Origin of the sequence: Curtobacterium sp. PhB137 (assembly GCF_003814955.1) — a bacterium.
GTDB lineage: Bacteria > Actinomycetota > Actinomycetes > Actinomycetales > Microbacteriaceae > Curtobacterium.
In genome coordinates, this window is sequence record NZ_RKQO01000005.1 from 104,594 (window position 1) to 123,594 (window position 19,001).

A 19,001-nucleotide genomic window follows, 5' to 3' on the forward strand; every position below is an offset into this window, starting at 1 on the left:
GACACCGCTCGTTCCAGGGGGTGCAGATGCCGGTCTACCTCGACCACGCCGCGACGACGCCGATCCTGCCGGAGGCGCTCGCCGCGTTCACCGACGCGCTCGGAACCGTCGGCAACCCGTCCTCGATCCACAGCGCCGGGCAGCGCGCCAAGATGCTGCTCGAGGACGGTCGCGCCGCGGTCGCCCGGTCGCTCGACGCCGACACCGTCGAGGTCGTGTTCACCTCCGGCGGCACCGAGAGCATCAACCTCGCCGTGAAGGGCCTGTTCTGGGCTCGTCAACGCGACCGTGCCCGCCCCCGGATCGTCGTCCCGGGTGGCGAGCACCACGCCACCGTCGACACCCTGACCTGGTTGGAGACGCACGAGGGGGCCGTCATCGACGTGGTCCCGTTGGACGCGCAGGGTCGCGTCGACCTCGTCGGACTGGAGGCACGGCTCGCCTCCGCCGACGACGTCGCCCTGGTCACGTTCCTGTGGGCGAACAACGAGGTGGGCACCATCCAGCCCGTGGCACGGATCGTGGAGCTGGCGCACGCCGCCGGCGTGCCCGTGCACAGCGACGCCGTCGCCGCCTACGGCCAGGTGCCGGTGTCGTTCGCCGCGTCCGGCCTCGACGCCCTGAGCGTCTCCGCGCACAAGGTCGGCGGACCGGTCGGCATCGGTGCGCTGGTGCTCGGGCGGAAGGCCACCGTCGAGCCCCTCATCCACGGCGGCGGGCAGCAGCGCCAGGTGCGGAGCGGCACCCAGGACGCCCCCGCTGCAGCCTCGTTCGGCGTCGCGGCCACGATGGTCGCCGCCGAGCCGATGCCGCACCCGTCGCTCGTCGCCCTGCGCGACCGGCTCGTCGCCGGTGTCCGCGCGGCCGTGCCGTCCGCCGCGCTGATGGGGGACCCCGACGACCGGCTGCCCGGCAACGCGCACTTCACGTTCCCGGGCTGCGAGGGCGACTCGCTGCTGTTCCTGCTCGACGCGGCCGGGGTCGCCGTCTCGACCGGATCCGCGTGCCAGGCCGGCGTGCCCGAGGCATCGCACGTGCTGCTCGCGATGGGCCTGTCGGAGCAGGACGCCCGCGGCGCGCTCCGGATCACGCTCGGGCACACCTCGACCGATGCGGACGTCGACGCCTTCCTGGCGGCGCTGCCGGACGCGGTGGCGCGGGCCGGGGCTGCGGGCATGGCGTCGCGGGAGCCGTTGCTGGGGCGGTAGCGCGCCCGCCGGCGCGGGTGCGACGCCGACCGGTCAGGTCGTCGATGACGCTTCCCGCAGCACGGTCCGGGCATCGGACGCGTCGGTGATCACCGTGTCGTGCGAAGCGACGAGGACGACGGCGCCGTCGTCTGCGAGGTCGCGGATGAGCTCGACGACCATCCGCGTCCGATCAGCGTCGAGGGCGGAGGTGGGTTCGTCGAGGAGCACCAGCGGAGGTTTCCGAACGAGGACGCGGGCGATCGACACACGCTGACGCTCGCCGCCACTGAGTTCCCCGGCGCGCGCATCGAGCAGCCGGCTGGGCAGATCGACACGATCGGCGGCGGCTTCGATGCTCAAGGGTGTGGAGACGGGGGCGCGAGGTGCTGCTGCCTGCACGGCGGAGATGTTCTTCCGCACCGTCCACTGCGCAACGAGACCGGCGTCCTGGAACACGAAACCGACGCAGTCACGGAGGTACCGGCGCAGTGCCGGTCCACGCAACGTGTCCACCTGCTGGTCGAACACCCGGATCGCGCCGCTCGTCGGTCGCTCGAGTCCTCCGAGCAACCGGAGCAGGGTCGACTTGCCGACACCTGAGGAACCCGTGACGGCGTGGACGGCGCCTGCCCGCGCGGTCAGGTCCAGCCCGCAGACCACGGCGCGGTTCCCGACGGTGTGGTGGAGACCGGTCACGTGCACGGCAGCATCGTCATCGTTCATCGGTCGTGAGTCCCTTCGTGGTGGTGAGCCGAGTGGTGATGAATGCGTTCGTCACGAGGACGACGACCGAAACGGCGATCCCGACGGTGACGAGCGTTCCCGTCGGGATGTCGGCTCCGAGAAGCCCACTGGTCCCCGCGGCGAGGGCAGCGACACCCGTGCTCGCGAGGAAGGCGAGTGACCGGGGTGCCGTCACCAGGTGGACACGGGCAGGAGCTTCGCCGTGCGCTCGGAGGACGAGCAGCTGGTCGCGTCTCCGGGCCACATCGATGCGCGCTCCGATCGTCAGCATGCCGAGCAGCGCGACGAGACCTGCAGCGGCCGCGACGAGCGACACCACGAGCTTCGACTGCGCGGCCGCTGTTCCTCTCGCGATCTGCGTCCCGAGGCTGTCCAGCGAGTACACCGATCGTTCGACGCCCGCCGTGTCGAGCGCTTGCTGCGTCTCTCGTGGGCCGCCTGTGAAGAGCAGGTCGCCCGACGAACCAGCCGCGAAGTACGACTCGTCATCGAGAAGGCCAGCCGACCCCGAGGCGACGACGATGACCGGCGACTCCGAGTAGACCTCGTTCCGGAAGCCGGTCTGCCCGTAGTTGAACACTCGCCCGGCGGGGTACGTGGCGATGTGTGGTCGCTTCGGCGCGGACTGGTTCGGGACGGTGCCGAGCGGCTCCCGGAACGCTTCGAGCCACTCGTCCGCGATCGACTCGGCACGGTCCGCGTGGTCACTCGGCACCAGGAGCCCCCATTCTCCAGGCCCGTCCTTGCCGTGCAATGGATCCGGCAGACCGCCTCCGGAGCGCGCGACGAAGGTCGGATTCGCGAGGATCACGTTCGATTCTGAGTCGCCCGGACTGAACCGATCCCCCCGGACGGCACCCCGCACCCAACTCAGGACCACCTCCCCCTTCCGCTCCGACGCTCGCACCGATGAACTGAACGGCCTGACGGCGTCATCGAGAGCCGATTGGCCGTCGAACCCGTTGAAGATGGTGACCGTGCACGCGGAGCAGCCCCGCCAGTCAGGGCCGCTCGCACGCACGACGGCGAGAGAGGTCCACGCAGCCGAGCCCTGGGCGATGAGGAAGACCACCAGGGTCAGCGTGGCGACCTGTGCCGCCGCCATCGTGACGCGTCCACGCAGCCACGGACGCCAGCTCGAGAACGCCGGGCGGAATCGCACCCCGCGCGGAAGGAGTCCGGGACCGGATGCCCCGACGATGAACGCCGTGAGGAACCCTCCGAGCAGGACCGCGCTGATCGCGAGGTACGACCAGAGCTGGTGTCCGCCGTTGTACGCATGAACCAGCAGGATCGCTGGACCGGCCGAGATGACGAACGCCGCCGAAGCGACGAGCACGGAAGCGGTGATGTCCCGGACGAACGGTCCGAGCACGCCGTGCACCCGGAGGACGGCCTGTGCTCGCACCTGGGCCAACCCGCGGACACGGCCCGCCAGCCACGAGGCGCCTCCGACGACCGCAGCCGCCATCACGAGCGGGGTGTACGCCAGCAAGTACAGAGCCAGCCCGCCCCAGCTCATCGCCTCGACGTGCGTGTCGACTCCCGCGATCGCGAGACGGTCGGACACCGCTTCGAGCGCTCGGGGCGGCAGCGTCGAGAAGTACGTCCCGAGTGGGCTGCTCGGTGCCTGGGTGAGTTCCGTCGTCAGGCTCGTGTCGAACGCAGCGTAGGACCCGGATGGGAAGACACGCTCGTGGGTGCTCCGGTCCCCGATGACGGGAGCGAGCGTCCGCGTCGGAGTCCGTCCCGTCGGGTCGATGCGGACCTGGTAGAAGTTCGCTCTGAGGCTCGTCGCCTCTGCGCGGAGGAGCCTCGTGGTCGGGGCGTCCTCACCCGCGTGGGAGATGGTCAGCGCCGACCGGATGGTCGCCATCGACTGCGTGTCGTGGGCGCCTTGCACGGCGAAGCCGAGGAGCAGCGCGATCGCGGCCGCCGCGAAGGCACCGAGTACCCGGAGCATGGTCGAGGACGCCCCGGTACGGCTACTTCGTGTTCCAGAAGGCCGTGTTGCCCCACGCCGTCTTGAGGACCTTCGCAACGGAGCGCTTCTCCTTCGCGACCCAGCCCGATCCACGGCAGCTCGTGCCGTACCCGGAGCAGGCCGTCGACGAGTGCTTCTTCGTCTTGTGGTCGTAGTAGGAGTACGAGTTGCCACCGCCGGTCCCGTAGATCCAAGTGCCGCCGCCCACCTTCTTCGTGGTGAGGATCTGCGCGGGGTCGGTGTCGTCGATGACGACCTGCGTGTCCTCGGGTCCGGAGATCTCGGCGAATCCCCCTGCGGTGCCGCCGTTCGATTCCAGCGCGGACGCTGAAGCCGACGAGGGCATCATGACCGCGGCGACCACCGCCGCGCCCACGAAAAGAGCCGGCAGGAAGCGGACCGATGTACTGATGTTCTGGATGCGCAACATGTCCTGCAATCTATCGGTGGATCGGGGTCCGGGCGCAAGTCGAATCGCCGAGCTGGCGCGACGGACCCACACCGGGCCTCCCGGTCTGCCGCGGCGGGCTCGCGCCGGTAGGATCGGTGACCATGGTCGAACTGGACTTCACCGAGCAGCTCTCCGCCCTCCGAGAGACCTTCGGCAACATCCGCTCGGTGGTCGACGTCGACCGCCTGCAGCGCGAGATCGCCGACCTCAGCGAGCAGGCGGGCGCCCAGGACCTCTGGGACGACGTCGAGCACGCGCAGCAGGTGACGAGCGCGCTCTCGCACCGGCAGTCGGAGCTCAAGAAGATCACCGACACCGAGCGACGCATCGACGACCTCGAGGTGCTGGTCGAGATGGCGAACGAAGGCGACGACCAGGACTCGGCCGACGAAGCCGTCGCCGAGCTCAAGGCGATCCAGAAGACCATGGGCGACCTCGAGGTGCAGACGCTCCTCGACGGCGAGTACGACGACCGCCCCGCCGTGATCACCATCCGCGCCGGGGCCGGTGGCGTCGACGCCGCGGACTTCGCCGAGATGCTCATGCGCATGTACCTGCGGTACGCCGAACAGCACGGCTTCAAGACCACCGTGATGGAGACGTCCTACGCCGAAGAAGCGGGCATCAAGTCCGCCACGTTCGAGGTCGACGCGCCCCACGCGTTCGGCACGCTGTCGATCGAGGCCGGCACCCACCGGCTCGTCCGCATGTCGCCGTTCGGCGCTGCGGGCAAGCGGCAGACCTCGTTCGCCGCGGTCGAGGTCATCCCGCTCATGCCGGAGACGATGGTCATCGACATCCCCGAGAACGACATCCGCGTCGACGTCTTCCGCTCGTCGGGCCCCGGCGGGCAGTCCGTCAACACGACCGACTCCGCGGTGCGCCTGACGCACATCCCGACCGGTACCGTCGTCTCGATGCAGAACGAGAAGTCGCAGATCCAGAACCGTGCGGCCGCGATGCGCGTGCTGCAGTCGCGCCTGCTCCTCCTGAAGAAGGAAGAGGAGAACGCGAAGAAGAAGGAGCTCGCCGGCAACATCACGGCGAGCTGGGGCGACCAGATCCGGTCCTACGTGCTGGCGCCGTACCAGATGGTCAAGGACCTGCGGAGCGAGCACGAGGTGAACAACCCCTCAGCCGTGTTCGACGGCGACCTGGACGGTTTCATCAACGCCGGCATCCGCTGGCGCAAGCAATCCGTCGACGCGTAGGGGTTCGTGAGCCGCGCGCCTCGCTTGCTTTCCAAGCGGGGCGACCTACCCTGATCCGGTCATGATCAAATTCGACCAGGTCACCAAGCTCTACTCGGGCAACCCGAGTCCGGCGCTCGACAACCTCACCCTCGAGATCCTCAAGGGCGAGTTCGTGTTCCTCGTGGGCGCCTCGGGTTCCGGCAAGTCCAGCTTCCTGCGCCTCGTGCTCAAGGAGGAGAAGCCCTCCCGCGGCCAGATCCACGTGCTCGGGCAGCGCCTCGGCTCCCTGGCGTCGCGGAAGGTCCCGTACTTCCGGCGCAACCTCGGCGTCGTGTTCCAGGACTTCCGACTCCTTCCGAACAAGAACGTCTTCGACAACGTCGCGTTCTCGCTGCAGGTGATCGGCAAGAGCAAGGGCTTCATCAGCGAGGCCGTCACCGACGTGCTGAAGCTCGTCGGACTCGCGGGCAAGGCGACCCGCATGCCGCACGAGCTCTCCGGTGGTGAGCAGCAGCGCGTGGCGATCGCCCGCGCCGTCGTCAACAAGCCGGCGATCCTGCTGGCCGACGAGCCCACCGGCAACCTGGACCCCACCACGTCCGCCGGCATCATGGCGCTCCTCGAACGCATCAACCAGGGAGGCACCACCGTGCTCATGGCGACCCACGACGCCAGCATCGTGAACCAGATGCAGCGTCGGGTCATCGAGCTGTCGAACGGCGCGGTCCTCCGTGACGAGCAGTCCGGCGGCTACCAGACCCAGGCGGTCCCGATCCAGCGCGGCACCGTGTCGAACACCACCGGCATCCAGACCATCCCGGGGCTCATCCGATGAGGCTCGGGCTCGTCATGTCCGAGGTCGGCTCGGGCCTGCGGCGCAACGCGTCGATGGTCGTCTCCGTCGTCCTCGTGACCTTCATCTCGCTCACCTTCGTCGGGACCGCGATCCTGCTCCAGATGCAGATCAACCAGATGAAGGGGTACTGGTACGACCGGGCGCAGGTCGCCGTCTACCTGTGCACCGACACCGACACCACCGGCAACTGCACGGGTGCCAAGGCCACCGAGGACCAGCGGAAGCAGGTCCAGGCCCAGCTCGAGTCGTCCACCCTCAAGCCGTACATCGAGAAGACGTACTACGAGGACCAGGACCAGGCGTTCACCCGCTTCAAGGAGCAGTTCAAGGACTCCGCGGCGACCGAGTTCGTCAAGCCCGAGTACCTCAACGAGACCTTCTGGGTGAACCTGAAGAACCCGTCGCAGGCCGACGTCCTCGTCGAGAGCCTGTCGAAGGTCGCCGGTGTGCAGAGCGTCGTCGACCAACGCGGCTACCTGCAACCGATCTTCAACCTGCTCAACGCGTCGTCGTACACGGCGATCGGCATCGCGGCGCTCATGCTCGTCGCCGCCGTGCTCCTCATCGCGACCACGATCCGGTTGTCCGCCTTCAGTCGCAGGCGAGAGCTCGGCATCATGCGGCTGGTCGGTGCGTCGAACCGGTTCATCCAGACGCCGTTCGTGCTCGAGGGGGTGATCGCCGCCGCCATCGGAGCCGTCCTGGCGGGTGGTGCCATCACCGCGGTGGTGTGGTTCTTCGTCCGGAACTTCCTGGCCGAGCGCTTCACCGGCACGGCGTTCATCGGCATGGGGGATGCGGCCATCGTGGTGCCGTCGGTGATCGTCATCGGGGTGTTGCTCGCCGCGGTGTCGGCGTCGATCGCCATCCGCCGCTACCTCAAGGTCTGATCCGCCGCGCCGGGAAGGTGCGTGAGGCGCCTGCTGTTGGGTAGTCTGTAGGGCTGCGCAGCGCAGTGCCCGGTACGAGAGGAGTCGTCATGGCGAAGGAACGCGGTGAGAAGATCGTCGCGACGAATCGTCGCGCCCGACACGACTACCTCATCGAGGACACGTACGAGGCCGGCATGGTCCTGTCCGGCACCGAGGTGAAGTCCCTGCGCATGGGACGCGCTTCGTTGGTCGACGGGTACGCCTACATCGACCGGGGCGAAGCCTGGATCGATGCCGTGCACATCCCCGAGTACACCGAGGGCACGTGGAACAACCACGCACCTCGGCGCAAGCGCAAGCTGCTCCTCCACAAGCAGCAGATCGTGAAGATCTCGCACAAGACGGCCCAGGGCGGCTACACCCTCGTGCCGCTGCAGATCTACTTCCACGACGGTCGGGCCAAGATCGAGATCGCGGTCGCCAAGGGCAAGCGCGAGTTCGACAAGCGTCAGGCCATGCGGGAGAAGACCGACAAGCGTGAGGCCGAGCGGGCCATGCGCACGAAGAACCGCGTCGGCGAGTAGCGGCCTCGCACCTCGGTCAGCTAGACTGAGGGACTGCTCCGATCGGAGCAGTCGCAACACAACTCAACAGCGTGACAGCGGCTCGCACGTCCGGCCCGCATGGGGATGATCGGTTTCGACATTGCCTGTGTGCCGACGGGAAGCGGGCCGAGGACCCACGGTTATCTCGTGAACGATCCGTGGAAAACAACAAGTGCCAATTCCAAGCGCACTGACTTCGCTCTCGCTGCGTAAGCAGCCCAGCACATGAAGTCCGTCGGCCAGGTGACCGTCCCCTAACCTGATCCCGGCGTCATCCAGAGGACTTGCTGCACGGTTGCGCCTCAGGGCCGTGCGGGACTTGCACTGAGACTGGGCCCGTCGTCCTAGAAGCCGGTAGCAAAGGACGGGGCCGAGCAGAACGAACTATCCGGATACGCCCGTAGAAGACGTCGAATTGCAGCGATGGACGGGGGTTCGATTCCCCCCATCTCCACCATTCGCCGGTCGTCGAGCCGCTGTCACCACGTGTTGCACGAACGCCCCGTCACCGTCCCTGGACGATGCCGGGGCGTTCGCTGTCTCGCCACGTCAGGGGACTACGCTCCGGAGGAGGCGCAGGGAAACGCCCGCGCCGACCCCGAACGGAAGGCCCCCACGTGGTGCAGGAGATCGCGATCCGAGTCCGTCTGCGCGAGCAGGAGCGAGTGGTGCTCGCCGACTACGAGCGGATCGTGGGGTCCGTCGCCACGGTTGCCGCCCTCGCTGCCTGGCTGCCCACGCCCGACGCCCGCCTGGTCGTCCGCGGCCGGGGTGCCGAGCCCGTCCGCCTCGAGACCGTCACCTACGGTTCGGTCGTCGAGATGCTCGTCGTGCTCGACCAGCGTTCGGCTGCTGTCGAACGGGGTGCAGCAGCGATCGCGGCGCTGATCGAGTCGGTGCGGCACGAGCACGTCGCCGATGACGTGGCCGGGGTCGCCGGTGAGCTGGACCGCCTGGACCGCGCTGCATCGCGTGGACGGTCGGTCGTCGAGCGCACGCTCCGCACGTTCCTCGAGGGTGCGCGCGCCGACGTCCTGGCACGCAAGACCACGACCCGGGTGCGGACCGCGCAGGCGCTGTTGCGGCTCGCCGAGGACGACGCGGTGCTCACCGTGGAGCGGGTGACGGACGCGCTCGCGCCCGTGCTCGAGGAACACGCGGTCGACGTCGCGCTGGACACGGGTTCCGCCGTGGTCGTCGAGCCGATCGACGGGGTCGAGTCGCCGGAGCAGGCACCGGTCCTGCCGTTGCCTTCGGGGGAAGCGAAGCCGAAGAAGTCGGACAAGAAGCCGTCCAAGAAGCAGGACGACGGCAAGAAGCCGAAGAAGTCGGACAAGACGCCGTCCAAGAAGAAGGACAACGGCAAGAAGAAGTCCGACAAGAAGAAGTCGGACAAGAAGGACGACGGCAAGAAGAAGAAGTCCAAGAAGTAGCAGCCTGAGTGCTTATACAGCACAATTGTTTCCGGCATGTTAAAGAATCCGGCCAAGCCGCTGTAGCGGTGCCAGAGTCGATGAGCGCGACCCCCGTTCGTGGGGCCCGCTCACTCGACGGGAGCAGCAGTGGCTACAACGACGACGCCGGCGTTGCCGGACTCCGGCCTCAAGCGGAACGTGGGCTTCATCGGGCTCATCTGGGCCTCGACGGGGTCGATCATCGGCTCCGGTTGGCTCTTCGGGTCGCAGGAGGCCCTGAAGACCGCTGGCCCGGCCGCGATCATCTCGTGGCTCATCGGCGGTGTGGCGATCCTCGTCCTCGCCCTCGTGCACGCCGAACTCGGCGGCATGTTCCCGATCGCGGGCGGGACGGCCAGGTTCCCGCACATCGCGTTCGGCGGCATCGCCGGCGCGTCGTTCGGCTGGTTCTCCTGGTTGCAGTCCGTGACCGTCGCTCCGATCGAGGTCGAGGCGATGATCAAGTACGCGCAGCACTGGCAGTTCGCGCACCCGTGGCTGCACACGACGACAGTGGACGGGGAGACGCAGCAGCTGCTCACCGGCGCGGGCATCGCGATCGCGGTCGTCCTCATGGCGGTGGTCACCGTGATCAACCTGCTCAGCGTCCGGATCCTCGCGAACACGAACTCGGCTGCGACGTGGTGGAAGGTCGCCATCCCGCTGCTGGTCATCATCGTGCTGGCATTCAGCGGGTTCCACGGCTCGAACTTCACGGCGGCTGACGGCTTCATGCCCGAGGGTGCCAAGGGGGTCCTGGCGGCGGTGTCCACCTCCGGCATCATCTTCGCCTTCCTGGGCTTCGAGCAGGCCGACCAGCTCGCGGGTGAAGCGAAGAACCCGCGGCGGGACATCCCGCGCGCCGTCATCGGCTCGGTGCTCATCGGGCTGGTGATCTACCTGCTGCTGCAGGTCGTGTTCCTCGGGGTGCTCCGGTCGGATGCGATCCAGGGGTCCTGGGCCACCGCCGACTTCACGAAGTACACGGGGCCGTTCGCCGACATCGCGATGGCCGCGGGCATCACGTGGCTGGCGGTGGTCATCTTCATCGACGCGATCATCTCGCCCGCGGGGACCGGGCTGATCTACGTGACGGCGACGAGCCGCATCTCCTACGGACTCAGTCGCAACGGGTACTTCCCGAAGGCGTTCGAGTGGACGACGAAGCAGGGCGTGCCGTGGGTCGGGCTCGTCGCGGCGTTCGTCGTCGGTTGCGCGTGCTTCGCACCGTTCCCCTCGTGGCAGGGGCTGGTGAGCCTCATCACGAGCGCGTCGGTCCTGATGTACGCCGGTGCCCCGTTGGCGCTCGGTGCGTTCCGGAAGCGGATCCCGGAGATCGAGCGCCCCTACCGGATGCCCGCCGCAGCGGTGCTGTCACCGATCGCGTTCATCGTCGCGAACCTCATCATCCTGTGGACCGGGTGGGACACCGACTGGAAGCTCGGCGTCGCGATCCTCATCGGTGCCGTGGTGATCATCCTGAACAACGTGTTCCGCGGTGCCTCGAGCGTCCGGCCGCGCTGGGACTGGAAGGCGGCGCAGTGGCTGCTGCCGTACCTGATCGGCATGGGGCTCATCGTGTTCCTCAGCGACTTCGGTCCGCTGACGCACCCGGTGTTCCCGCTGTGGATCGACATCGTCGTGGTCGCGGTGTTCTCACTGGTGATCTACTACTGGGCGATCAACTCCGCCTCGGACCGTGCGGAGATCCTCCGCACGGCCGACGACGTCCGTGACGTCGAGGAATCAGGCGTGGTCGAGCCGGTCCACCACTAGTCGAGCCGGTCCACCACTAGAAGTCGAACAGGTTCGCCCGGATGCCCCCCGCGCCGTACTCCCGCCGCAGGAGCCCACGGCGCCGGAGCACCGGCACCAGGTCGCCGAACATCCGGTGGATCTGCGCCGGGTGCAGGTCGCCCGAGAAGATGATGCCGTCGTTGTCGGCGTCCGACCCGAGCTCCTCGATGAAGTCGGCGAACTCGTCGGCGGTGCCGACGAAGCCCTCGCGCGAGGACACCCGCCCCTTGCGGGCCTTGCGTTCCAGGAGCGCGCGCAGCGGGGCGTCCGGGGTGTCGCCGAGCAGCCCGCGGATCGTGCCGGCGGAGACGTGGTCGCCGAAGGTCCCGTCCGGCACGGGCGCGTCGAGGTCGAGCGCGAGCAGGTCCGTCTCGGAGTCGCTCGACCACGCGATCGCCGCGGTCCGCAGGTCGTCGTCGGACGGGTGCCGGGACGTCTCGACGATCCGGTAGGCCTCGTCGGACGACGAGACGATCTCGGGCTTGAGGACGAACAGGATGCGCAGGTCGGCGGCCGTGCGTCCGGCTGCCTGCGCTGCGGCGATCACGCGACCGCGGTAGTCCGCCACCGCGGCGGCCGACAGCGGCGCGAGCGCGAGTTGCACGTCCGAGTGGGTGCCGGCGAACGCGAGGCCCCGACCGGAGCCACCGGGGGAGACGACCACCGGGTCCGAGTCGAGCGGCAGCGCGTTGAGCGGGCCGTCGGCGGTGAAGTACGCGCCCTCGTGGTGGAACGCGTCGAGGGCGTCGCCGTCAGCGAAGTGCCAGTCGGAGGGGTCCCCGACGTACCCGGACGACCCCCACGACCCCCAGAGCCGGCGGAGCAGCGTGATCCACTCCTCGGCCCGGTCGTACGCCTGGTCGTGCGGCAGCGGTGGCAGGCCGGCGTGCCGGGCGCTGCCGACGTCGGTCACGACGTTGATGCCGAGCCGCTCGGAGGACAGGTGCGCCAGCGTGGCGAACTGTCGTGCAGCCAGGTACGGCGGCGTGAACCCGGCGTTGACGGTCGGCGCGATGCCGATGTGCGAGGTCGCCGCGAACAGGTACGGCGCGAGCAGCAACGGGTCGTGTTTCGGGCCGCCGTAGGCCTGGCGGATGCGCAGGTCGAGCGTCGACGGGTTGCCGAGCGAGATGGCGTCCTCCGCGATCACCAGGTCCATGCCGGCCTGCTCGAGCGTGCGGACGGACTGCTGGTACAGGTCGGGCTTGGTCCAGTCGTGGCCCCAGTCCCAGTCCGAGCGCCCCCACGCCTGCGGGCCGAACCCGCGTGAGAAGAAGTACCCGAAGTGTTGCGGTCGTGCCATCGTCTAGAGCTCCTCCGAGATCACGTGCGTGCCCGGGACCGAGTGTTCCAGGGACGCGCGCTCCGCGTCGGACGCGCCACGGGCCTCCCGGTCAGCACTGCCGTCTGCAGAACGCAACGCGGTGAACCCGCGTTCCAGGTCACGGAGCAGGTCCGCGACGTCCTCGATGCCGACCGACAGTCGGATCAGGCCGTCGTCGATGCCCTGGTCGGCGCGTTCCGCGGCGGTCTTGCCGGCGTGCGTCGTCGTCGCGGGGTGCAGGATCAGCGAGCGGACGTCGCCCAGGTGGGTCATCCGGCTGAACAGCTGGACGCTGTCGATGAAGGTGTGCGCGGCGGCTTCGCCGCCCGCCAGCGTGAACGCGAAGACGGAGCCGGCTCCGCGCGGCAGGTAGCGCTGGGCGAGGTCGTGGAACGGACTGGAGGCCAGACCCGCGTGGTCGACGCTCGTCACCTCCGGCTGTGCTTCCAACCACTGCGCCACCGCCAGCGCGTTCGCGCTGTGGCGTTCCACGCGCAGGCTCAGCGTCTCGATGCCCTGACGGATCAGGAACGCGTTGAACGGCGACGGGGTGGGGCCGATGCGCGAGGCGACGACGTCACGCGCGAAGACGACGAAGGCCCGGTTGCCGTAACGCTCGACGTAGCTGTCGCCGCCGAGTGACCGCTCCGGGCTGGTGAGGTGCTGCCAGCGCTCGGGGGAGGCGGACCAGTCGAACGTGCCGCCGTCGACGACCACGCCGCCGAGGCCCGCGCCGTGGCCGGACAGGAACTTCGATGCCGAGTGGATGACGATGTCGGCGCCGTGCTCGACCGGGCGGACCAGGTACGGCGTCGCCAGGGTGTTGTCGACGATCAGGGGGACCCCGGCACGGTGCGCGGTGTCGGCGACGCCGGTGATGTCGAGGACGTCGTTCTTCGGGTTCGGGATCGTCTCGGCGAAGAACGCCTTCGTGTTCGGGCGGACGAGCCGTGCCCACTCGTCGAGGTCGCGCTGGTCGGCGACGAAGTCGACCTCGATGCCGAGGCGGCCGAGGTTCTGCACGAGCAGCCCCTTGGTGCCCTCGTAGATGCTGCGGGCGGCGACGACGTGGTCGCCCGCCTGCAGGAGCCCGAGGAACGCGATGGTGGCCGCCGCCTGGCCGCTGCCGACCAGGATCGCCTCGACGCCCCGCTCGAGCAGGGCGACGCGGCGCTCGACGTCGGCGTTCGTCGGGTTGCCGAGGCGGGTGTAGGTGTAGCCGTCCTCGGTGCCGGCGAAGCGGTCGCGCGCCTGGTCGAAGTCGTCGAAGAGGAAGCCGGAGGACATGTGGATGGCCGGGATCCGTGCGCCGTGCCCTGCGTCGGGCACGAAGCCGCCGTGCACCTGTTCGGTCGAGAAACCGTGATCGTCGTTCGCCATGGGACACCTCCGGGAGTCGTCTGGCGGTAGCCTCGCAGCCTTCGCTGCGTGGACAGGCGATTGCGGCGTTCCGTTACGCGGAACCGGGGTGCGGTGGGGTCGCGGCGGGGCCCTGGCGGCTGCCACGATGGGGGCATGGCGACCGACGAAGCGACCCTGATCATCCGCGATGTCCGTCCGTGGGGTGGTGCGCGGTCGGACATCCGGGTGGCGGACGGCCGCATCGTCTCGGTCACCGCGACCGGAGCGGGCGACGGCGTCGCGGGCGGTGCCAGTGCCAGTGGCGGTGCCGGTGCCGGTGCCGGTGCCGGTGCCGGTGCCGGTGCCGGTGCCGGTGCTGGTGCCGGTGCTGGTGCCGGTGCTGGTGCTGGTGCTCGGGTCGTCGACGGGCGCGGCCAGCTCGCGCTGCCGGGGCTCGTCAACACGCACGCCCACGTCGACAAGAGCTGGTGGGGGCACGAGTGGGAGTCGTACGGCGGCGAGCCCGGCACGCAGGGGCGCATCGCGCACGAACGAGCTCGGCGTGACGCCCTCGGGATCCCGAGCGAACCCGTCGCCACGCGGGTGCTGCGCGAGGGGCTGCGCACCGGCACCACCCGGGTCCGCACGCACGTCGACGTCGACCTCGGCGTCGGGCTGCGGGGGATCGAGGCCGTGCGTGCGGCGGCCGACGCGCTCGACGGTGCGGTCGAGGTGTCGATCGTCGCCTTCCCGCAGGACGGCGTGCTGCGGCGGCCCGGTGTGCTCGACCTGCTGCGGCAGGCGGCGACGGCCGGAGCTGACCACATCGGTGGGCTCGACCCGTCGCTCATCGACCGCGACCCGGTCGGGCAGCTCGACGGCCTGTTCGCCATCGCCGCCGACACCGGGTGCGGCATCGACATCCACCTGCACGAGCCCGCCGAGCTCGGTGCGTTCGCGTTCGACCTGGTGCTCGACCGGGTGGAGCGGCTCGGCTTCGCACCGGGCAGGGTCAACATCGCCCACGGGTTCGCGATCGTCGACGTCGATCCCGTGCGTCGCCGCGACCTGCTCGCCCGGATCGCGTCGCTCGGCGTCACGATGACCACCGTCGCCCCGGTGCGGATGCGGCAGCTTCCCCTGCACGAGTTCGACGAGGCCGGCGTGCGGTTCGGCTTCGGCACCGACGGCATCCGTGACCTGTGGAGCCCCTACGGCGACGGCGACCTGCTCGGCATCGCGTGGCAGTACGCGCGGGCCGGCGGTGTGGTGCGGGACGAGGACCTGACCCGCGTGGTGGAGCTCGCCACGCGCGACGGTGCCCGGTTCGTCACCGACGAGGCGCACGACCTCGTGGCGGGGGCGCGTGCCGACGTGGTGCTGCTCGACGCCGAGAACCCGATGGACGCGCTGGTGCGACGGGTGCCGCGGTCGCTCGTCGTCGCCGGCGGCCGGGTGTTCGACCCCGCCGAGCTCGCGCAGCGCCCCTGGGAGTAGGCGCAGGGCTGCGCACCCGTTCTGCGACATTGCACCAGTCGATCACCGCGTGGATCGTCGCGGACGTGGTGCGAGCAGGATGCGCGAGGCGTCAGCCGCGGTAACCGACCGATGCGACGGCCGCCGACAGCCGGCCCGGCAGCCCCGGCGGGATCTCGGCCGGCAGGTCGTCGAGCGCGAACCAGCGAACGTCGTCACTCTCGTCGCTGACGGCCGTCACCACCGACGGGTCGGCGAGGGCGACGAAGCCGACGTCCCAGTGCGCCGCGCAGGTGAACCCGCCGCCGAGCTCGTGCCGGTCCAGGTCCGCGATGCGGCCGTCGAGGAGCTCGAGGTCGGTGATGCCGGACTCCTCGCGGGCCTCGCGACGAGCGGCGTCGGCCAACGAGGCATCCGACGGCTCGAGGTGCCCGCCGAACTGCACCCAGAAGCCGCCCTTGCGGTGCAGGCAGAGCAGCACCCGGGCCAGGTCGGGCGAGAACACGAAGCACGACGCGGTGAGGTGCTCCGGGCCGCCGTCACGCCACAGGGAGGCATCCCCTCCGGCGGCGACGAACGCGGCGAACGCATCGCGGTGCCGATCGTCAGCGGTGGCGAGGGCGGTGGTGACGATGTCGAGCAGCACCGCACCATCCTCCCAGGTGTGATGAGGGGGACGCGGTGGGTGGCGACGACGCGGAACGACGAGGTCGACGTCGTACGACATCGAGGGCGTCGTTCCGGGTCGACCACGGCACCCTGTCAGAAGAGCGCGCGCACGCCCGCCACCACGGTGTCCCAGACCTCGAGCAACGGGACCCGTGCGAGCCACACCGCCAGGCCGTTCACCAGCACGAACAGCACGAACCAGACCCCGGCCGGCACCCGCATCTCGGCTGCGGCGATGTGGAAGTCCGTCTGCACGCGGGCGCCGGTGAGCAGCCACCGTGCGACCTGCACGACGGACCGCAGTCCGTCGACGACGAAGAACGCCCCGACGGCGGCGACCACGAGCACCGTGGTCTCGGACGGACGCAGTGCCACCCACAGCGCCAGGACGTCGAACCCGAGGACGACGAGCAGCCCGAACCAGTTCCGCACGAACACCAGCGCCACGAGCCCGATGACCCCGAGCACGGCGACGGGCAGCCACCGCGAGCCGTGCAGCACCCCGGTCACCAGGAGCACCCCGGCCCAGAGCGGCGCGCTGTACCCGGCGTAGAGGTTGAGGATCCGGACGAGCCAGCGGATGCCGCCGGGGACCCGACCGAGCTGGACCCAGGCCTCGCCGGAGCCGTCCGGGTGCAGGTCGATGCGCTGGATGCGGCCGCCGAACGGGACGACGACGATGCAGTGCCCGACCTCGTGCGCGATGGTCGCGGCGATCCGTGCGACGCGTCCGACGAGCGGCAGGAACGGCAGGAGCGCGCCGACGACGAGCGCGACGAACACGAGGGGCGGGGCTGCGGTGGTCAAGGGACCAGCATCGCAGCCGTGTCCCGCGAACTGCCCGAGACCCGGCGTCGAGGACGATGTGGAACGACACCCTCGACGTCGTACGACATCGAGAACGTCGATCCGAGTCGGCGCCCGCCCGCGCGCCCGGCTCAGCCCAGGACGGTCGGCCCGGCCACCACGACGACGAGCACCGTCGTCATGGCGATCGCGAACGCCGTGAGCACGACCAGGAACGTCGTCAGGTGGTTCATCCGACCGCGCATCACTCGACCGTCACCGACTTCGCCAGGTTGCGCGGCTTGTCGACGTCGCAGCCGAGCTGCAGCGCGAGTTCGCGTGCGAGCATCTGCAGCGGCACGACGGCCTCGAGCGGACCCCACGGCGCCGCCATGGCGCCCCAGGCGAGTCCGCCGGTGCCGCGGCTGCCGAGCGCCGGGATGTCGGAGCCTTCGCCGCCGATGGTGATGACGAACCCGCCGCGGGCCCGGACCTCGGCGATCGCCGACTGGATCTTCGGCTCGCCGTGGTCGATCACGACGACGGGGGTGCCCTCGTCGACGAGGGCGAGCGGGCCGTGCTTCAGCTCGCCCGCGGGGTACGCCTCGGCCCAGCGGTAGCTGAGCTCCTTGAGCTTGAGTGCGCCCTCGGCGGCGTACGGCAGGCCCGCACCGCGGCCGAGGAACAGGAAGCCGGTGGCCTCCTTCACGCTCGACACCAGGAGCGGCATCCGGTCGGCGGACACCTGCGTGGCGTGCTCGATGCGTGCCGGCAGGTCGAGCAGTTCGTCGACGAGCGCGTGGGCACGTGCGACCTCGATGCGGCCGGACGCCACGAGCGCGGAGATCACCGCGGCGACTCCGACGACGACCTGCGCGGTGAACGTCTTCGTCGCGGCGACGCCGATCTCCGGACCGGCGTGGCAGTCGAGCACGGCGTCGGCGCGACGGGCGAGCGAGGAGTGCATGTTGTTCGTGAGCGCGAGCACCGGGTGGCGGTCCTCGAAGCGGTCGAGCGCGCGGAGGACGTCGGCGGTCTCGCCGGACTGGCTGATCGCGACGACCAGGGTGTCGGGGCCGAGGACGGCCTGGTCGGCCTCGCTGGCGACGACGATGTCGGTGGGGACGCCGCCGATGCCGCGCAGCGCGGTGGCGATCACCTGGCCGGCGTTGAGCGAGGTGCCGCAGGCGACGATCGCCAGGCGCTGGAAGGCGGGCAGCCCGAGGCCGACCCACATGCTGCCGTCCGCGGTGCGGCGGGCGATGCGGTCCAGGATCGTGCTGACGACGTCGGCCTGCTCGCCGATCTCCTTCGCCATGTGGTCGGGGTGGTCGCCGAGGTCCAGCGCGGTGGCGGCGAACGGCGACGGGGTGGGGAACGGCACGGGGACGGTGATCCCGTTCGACGACCAGGTCCAGGCCTCGCCGAGCTCGACGACGTCACCGTCGCGGAGCGCCACGAAGGTCTCGCACCACTCGGCGATCGCACCGATGTCGCTCGCCACGAAGTCGCCGCGGGCGGACCGGGCGACGACGAGCGGGGAACGGTCCGCGGCCACGACCATCCGGCCGTCGCGGGCGTCGAGGACGACGATCGCCCACGACCCCTCGAGCTGCGCGGTCGCGATCTGCACGGCGAGCATCAGGTCCGGGTCGACGGCCAGGGCACGCTCGACGAGGTGCGCGATGACCTCGGAGTCGACCTCGGAGCGGAACCGGTGGCCCTGCGCCGTGAGCATGTCACGCAGGCGGTCGGCGTTCTCGATGATGCCGTTGTGCACGATGCTGATCCGGCGCGAGCAGTCGGCGTGCGGGTGGGCGTTCGCCTCGCGCACGGCACCGTGCGTGGCCCAGCGGGTGTGACCGATGCCGACGCCGGTCAGGGCGTCGCCGGACCGGGCGGCGACGAGCGTGCGCAGGTCCCCGACGCGGGAGACCGAGCGGATCGTCTCGGTGCGTCCGGCGGCGGTCCGGACGGCGATGCCGGCGGAGTCGTAGCCGCGGTACTCAAGTCGTTCGAGTCCGTCGAGCAGGTAGGGCGTCGCGTCGTCAGACACGCGGGCCGCGATGATGCCGCACATCGGCTGTCCCTTCGGGGGAACGGGGTGGGGGAGTGGAGCGGGGTTCGGCACCGACCGCCGTCGGGTCTGCCGCGCGTCCGGGCCCTCGCGGTCCTGACCGGCGCCCGTCCTCGGATCAGGCGAGGACGGACGACGGAGTGGGTGGGCCACGAGGTTCGGGTACCGGACGGGGTACCGCG

At 70.0% G+C, this 19,001-nt stretch carries 17 protein-coding genes and 1 other RNA gene; 9 read left to right on the top strand and 9 right to left on the bottom strand.

Translation table 11 applies throughout. The features are described from left to right. Nucleotides 1–26 precede the first annotated feature (26 nt). Nucleotides 27–1,208, top strand: a complete 1,182-nt coding sequence (locus EDF28_RS07150) for a cysteine desulfurase family protein (RefSeq protein WP_123937703.1) — start codon at nucleotides 27–29, stop codon at nucleotides 1,206–1,208. 33 nt (nucleotides 1,209–1,241) lie between these two features. Here the strand turns inward: EDF28_RS07150 and EDF28_RS07155 are convergent, their stop codons facing one another. From EDF28_RS07155 to EDF28_RS07165, 3 genes are read right to left on the bottom strand one after another with little or no spacing between them, the layout of a single operon-like run. Further along, nucleotides 1,242–1,913, bottom strand: a complete 672-nt coding sequence (locus EDF28_RS07155; protein WP_123937704.1) for an ABC transporter ATP-binding protein — start codon at nucleotides 1,911–1,913, stop codon at nucleotides 1,242–1,244. Beyond that, complete coding sequence (locus tag EDF28_RS07160; RefSeq protein ID WP_123937705.1) at nucleotides 1,903–3,897, bottom strand: hypothetical protein; 1,995 nt, start codon at nucleotides 3,895–3,897, stop codon at nucleotides 1,903–1,905. Before EDF28_RS07160 ends, EDF28_RS07155 begins: the two co-directional genes overlap by 11 nt. A gap of 22 nt (nucleotides 3,898–3,919) precedes the next feature. Further along, nucleotides 3,920–4,348 carry a lactococcin 972 family bacteriocin gene (locus EDF28_RS07165; protein ID WP_123937706.1) on the bottom strand — a complete coding sequence of 143 codons (429 nt, stop codon included), beginning with the start codon at nucleotides 4,346–4,348 and terminating at the stop codon, nucleotides 3,920–3,922. A 122-nt stretch (nucleotides 4,349–4,470) separates the two neighbouring features. On the opposite strand from EDF28_RS07165, the gene prfB reads away from it, so the two are divergent. The 7 genes from prfB (at nucleotide 4,471) to EDF28_RS07200 (ending at nucleotide 11,125) form a co-directional block, all read left to right on the top strand. Continuing rightward, the gene (prfB, locus tag EDF28_RS07170) at nucleotides 4,471–5,580 is read left to right on the top strand and encodes a peptide chain release factor 2 (RefSeq protein WP_111086442.1); all 1,110 of its coding nucleotides are present in this window, start codon (nucleotides 4,471–4,473) and stop codon (nucleotides 5,578–5,580) included. Between the two features lie 61 nt (nucleotides 5,581–5,641). Then, nucleotides 5,642–6,397, top strand: a complete 756-nt coding sequence (gene ftsE, locus EDF28_RS07175; RefSeq protein WP_123937707.1) for a cell division ATP-binding protein FtsE — start codon at nucleotides 5,642–5,644, stop codon at nucleotides 6,395–6,397. Beyond that, complete coding sequence (gene ftsX / locus EDF28_RS07180) at nucleotides 6,394–7,308, top strand: permease-like cell division protein FtsX (protein ID WP_111086440.1); 915 nt, start codon at nucleotides 6,394–6,396, stop codon at nucleotides 7,306–7,308. Before ftsE ends, ftsX begins: the two co-directional genes overlap by 4 nt. Before the next feature lie 89 nt (nucleotides 7,309–7,397). Continuing rightward, entirely contained in the window at nucleotides 7,398–7,874 is a 477-nt protein-coding gene (gene smpB, locus EDF28_RS07185) for an SsrA-binding protein SmpB (RefSeq protein ID WP_123294782.1), read from the top strand. 101 nt (nucleotides 7,875–7,975) lie between these two features. Then, nucleotides 7,976–8,352, top strand: a transfer-messenger RNA (tmRNA) gene (ssrA, locus tag EDF28_RS07190). Nucleotides 8,353–8,512: 160 nt separating this feature from the next. Further along, complete coding sequence (locus EDF28_RS07195) at nucleotides 8,513–9,328, top strand: hypothetical protein (RefSeq protein ID WP_123937708.1); 816 nt, start codon at nucleotides 8,513–8,515, stop codon at nucleotides 9,326–9,328. Between the two features lie 129 nt (nucleotides 9,329–9,457). After that, nucleotides 9,458–11,125, top strand: a complete 1,668-nt coding sequence (locus tag EDF28_RS07200; protein ID WP_221182549.1) for an APC family permease — start codon at nucleotides 9,458–9,460, stop codon at nucleotides 11,123–11,125. Between the two features lie 16 nt (nucleotides 11,126–11,141). On the opposite strand, the gene EDF28_RS07205 is transcribed toward EDF28_RS07200, so the two are convergent. Then, a complete protein-coding gene (locus EDF28_RS07205; protein ID WP_123937709.1) occupies nucleotides 11,142–12,449 on the bottom strand; it encodes an LLM class flavin-dependent oxidoreductase in 1,308 nt (435 codons plus the stop codon). Nucleotides 12,450–12,452: 3 nt separating this feature from the next. After that, a complete protein-coding gene (locus EDF28_RS07210; RefSeq protein ID WP_123937710.1) occupies nucleotides 12,453–13,850 on the bottom strand; it encodes an O-acetylhomoserine aminocarboxypropyltransferase/cysteine synthase family protein in 1,398 nt (465 codons plus the stop codon). Between the two features lie 135 nt (nucleotides 13,851–13,985). On the opposite strand from EDF28_RS07210, the gene EDF28_RS07215 reads away from it, so the two are divergent. After that, the gene (locus EDF28_RS07215; protein WP_123937711.1) at nucleotides 13,986–15,308 is read left to right on the top strand and encodes an amidohydrolase family protein; all 1,323 of its coding nucleotides are present in this window, start codon (nucleotides 13,986–13,988) and stop codon (nucleotides 15,306–15,308) included. Between the two features lie 91 nt (nucleotides 15,309–15,399). Here EDF28_RS07215 and EDF28_RS07220 read toward each other — a convergent pair whose 3' ends face one another. The 4 genes from EDF28_RS07220 to glmS all read right to left on the bottom strand — a co-directional run bounded on the left by EDF28_RS07220 (nucleotide 15,400) and on the right by glmS (nucleotide 18,822). Then, a complete protein-coding gene (locus EDF28_RS07220) occupies nucleotides 15,400–15,933 on the bottom strand; it encodes an NUDIX hydrolase (protein ID WP_260154626.1) in 534 nt (177 codons plus the stop codon). A gap of 116 nt (nucleotides 15,934–16,049) precedes the next feature. Continuing rightward, a complete protein-coding gene (locus tag EDF28_RS07225; protein WP_165900965.1) occupies nucleotides 16,050–16,763 on the bottom strand; it encodes a M50 family metallopeptidase in 714 nt (237 codons plus the stop codon). 131 nt (nucleotides 16,764–16,894) lie between these two features. Beyond that, nucleotides 16,895–17,008: a Rax2 family protein gene (locus EDF28_RS19530; RefSeq protein WP_240347339.1), complete on the bottom strand. Its 114-nt coding sequence runs from the start codon at nucleotides 17,006–17,008 to the stop codon at nucleotides 16,895–16,897. Next, nucleotides 17,008–18,822: a glutamine--fructose-6-phosphate transaminase (isomerizing) gene (glmS, locus tag EDF28_RS07230; RefSeq protein ID WP_123294776.1), complete on the bottom strand. Its 1,815-nt coding sequence runs from the start codon at nucleotides 18,820–18,822 to the stop codon at nucleotides 17,008–17,010. The genes EDF28_RS19530 and glmS overlap by 1 nt, the downstream gene beginning before the upstream one ends. Between the last annotated feature and the right edge of the window lie 179 nt (nucleotides 18,823–19,001).

Excerpts from the sequence above, each read along its gene's own strand:
- EDF28_RS07150 (WP_123937703.1), top strand. The coding sequence starts at position 27 with ATGCCGGTCTACCTCGACCACGCCGCGACGACGCCGATCCTGCCGGAG.
- prfB (WP_111086442.1), top strand. The coding sequence starts at position 4,471 with ATGGTCGAACTGGACTTCACCGAGCAGCTCTCCGCCCTCCGAGAGACC.
- glmS (WP_123294776.1), bottom strand. The coding sequence starts at position 18,822 with ATGTGCGGCATCATCGCGGCCCGCGTGTCTGACGACGCGACGCCCTAC.
- smpB (WP_123294782.1), top strand. The coding sequence starts at position 7,398 with ATGGCGAAGGAACGCGGTGAGAAGATCGTCGCGACGAATCGTCGCGCC.
- ftsE (WP_123937707.1), top strand. The coding sequence starts at position 5,642 with ATGATCAAATTCGACCAGGTCACCAAGCTCTACTCGGGCAACCCGAGT.
- EDF28_RS07210 (WP_123937710.1), bottom strand. The coding sequence starts at position 13,850 with ATGGCGAACGACGATCACGGTTTCTCGACCGAACAGGTGCACGGCGGC.
- EDF28_RS07205 (WP_123937709.1), bottom strand. The coding sequence starts at position 12,449 with ATGGCACGACCGCAACACTTCGGGTACTTCTTCTCACGCGGGTTCGGC.
- EDF28_RS07155 (WP_123937704.1), bottom strand. The coding sequence starts at position 1,913 with ATGAACGATGACGATGCTGCCGTGCACGTGACCGGTCTCCACCACACC.
- ftsX (WP_111086440.1), top strand. The coding sequence starts at position 6,394 with ATGAGGCTCGGGCTCGTCATGTCCGAGGTCGGCTCGGGCCTGCGGCGC.
- EDF28_RS19530 (WP_240347339.1), bottom strand. The coding sequence starts at position 17,008 with ATGCGCGGTCGGATGAACCACCTGACGACGTTCCTGGTCGTGCTCACG.
- EDF28_RS07215 (WP_123937711.1), top strand. The coding sequence starts at position 13,986 with ATGGCGACCGACGAAGCGACCCTGATCATCCGCGATGTCCGTCCGTGG.
- EDF28_RS07160 (WP_123937705.1), bottom strand. The coding sequence starts at position 3,897 with ATGCTCCGGGTACTCGGTGCCTTCGCGGCGGCCGCGATCGCGCTGCTC.
- EDF28_RS07165 (WP_123937706.1), bottom strand. The coding sequence starts at position 4,348 with ATGTTGCGCATCCAGAACATCAGTACATCGGTCCGCTTCCTGCCGGCT.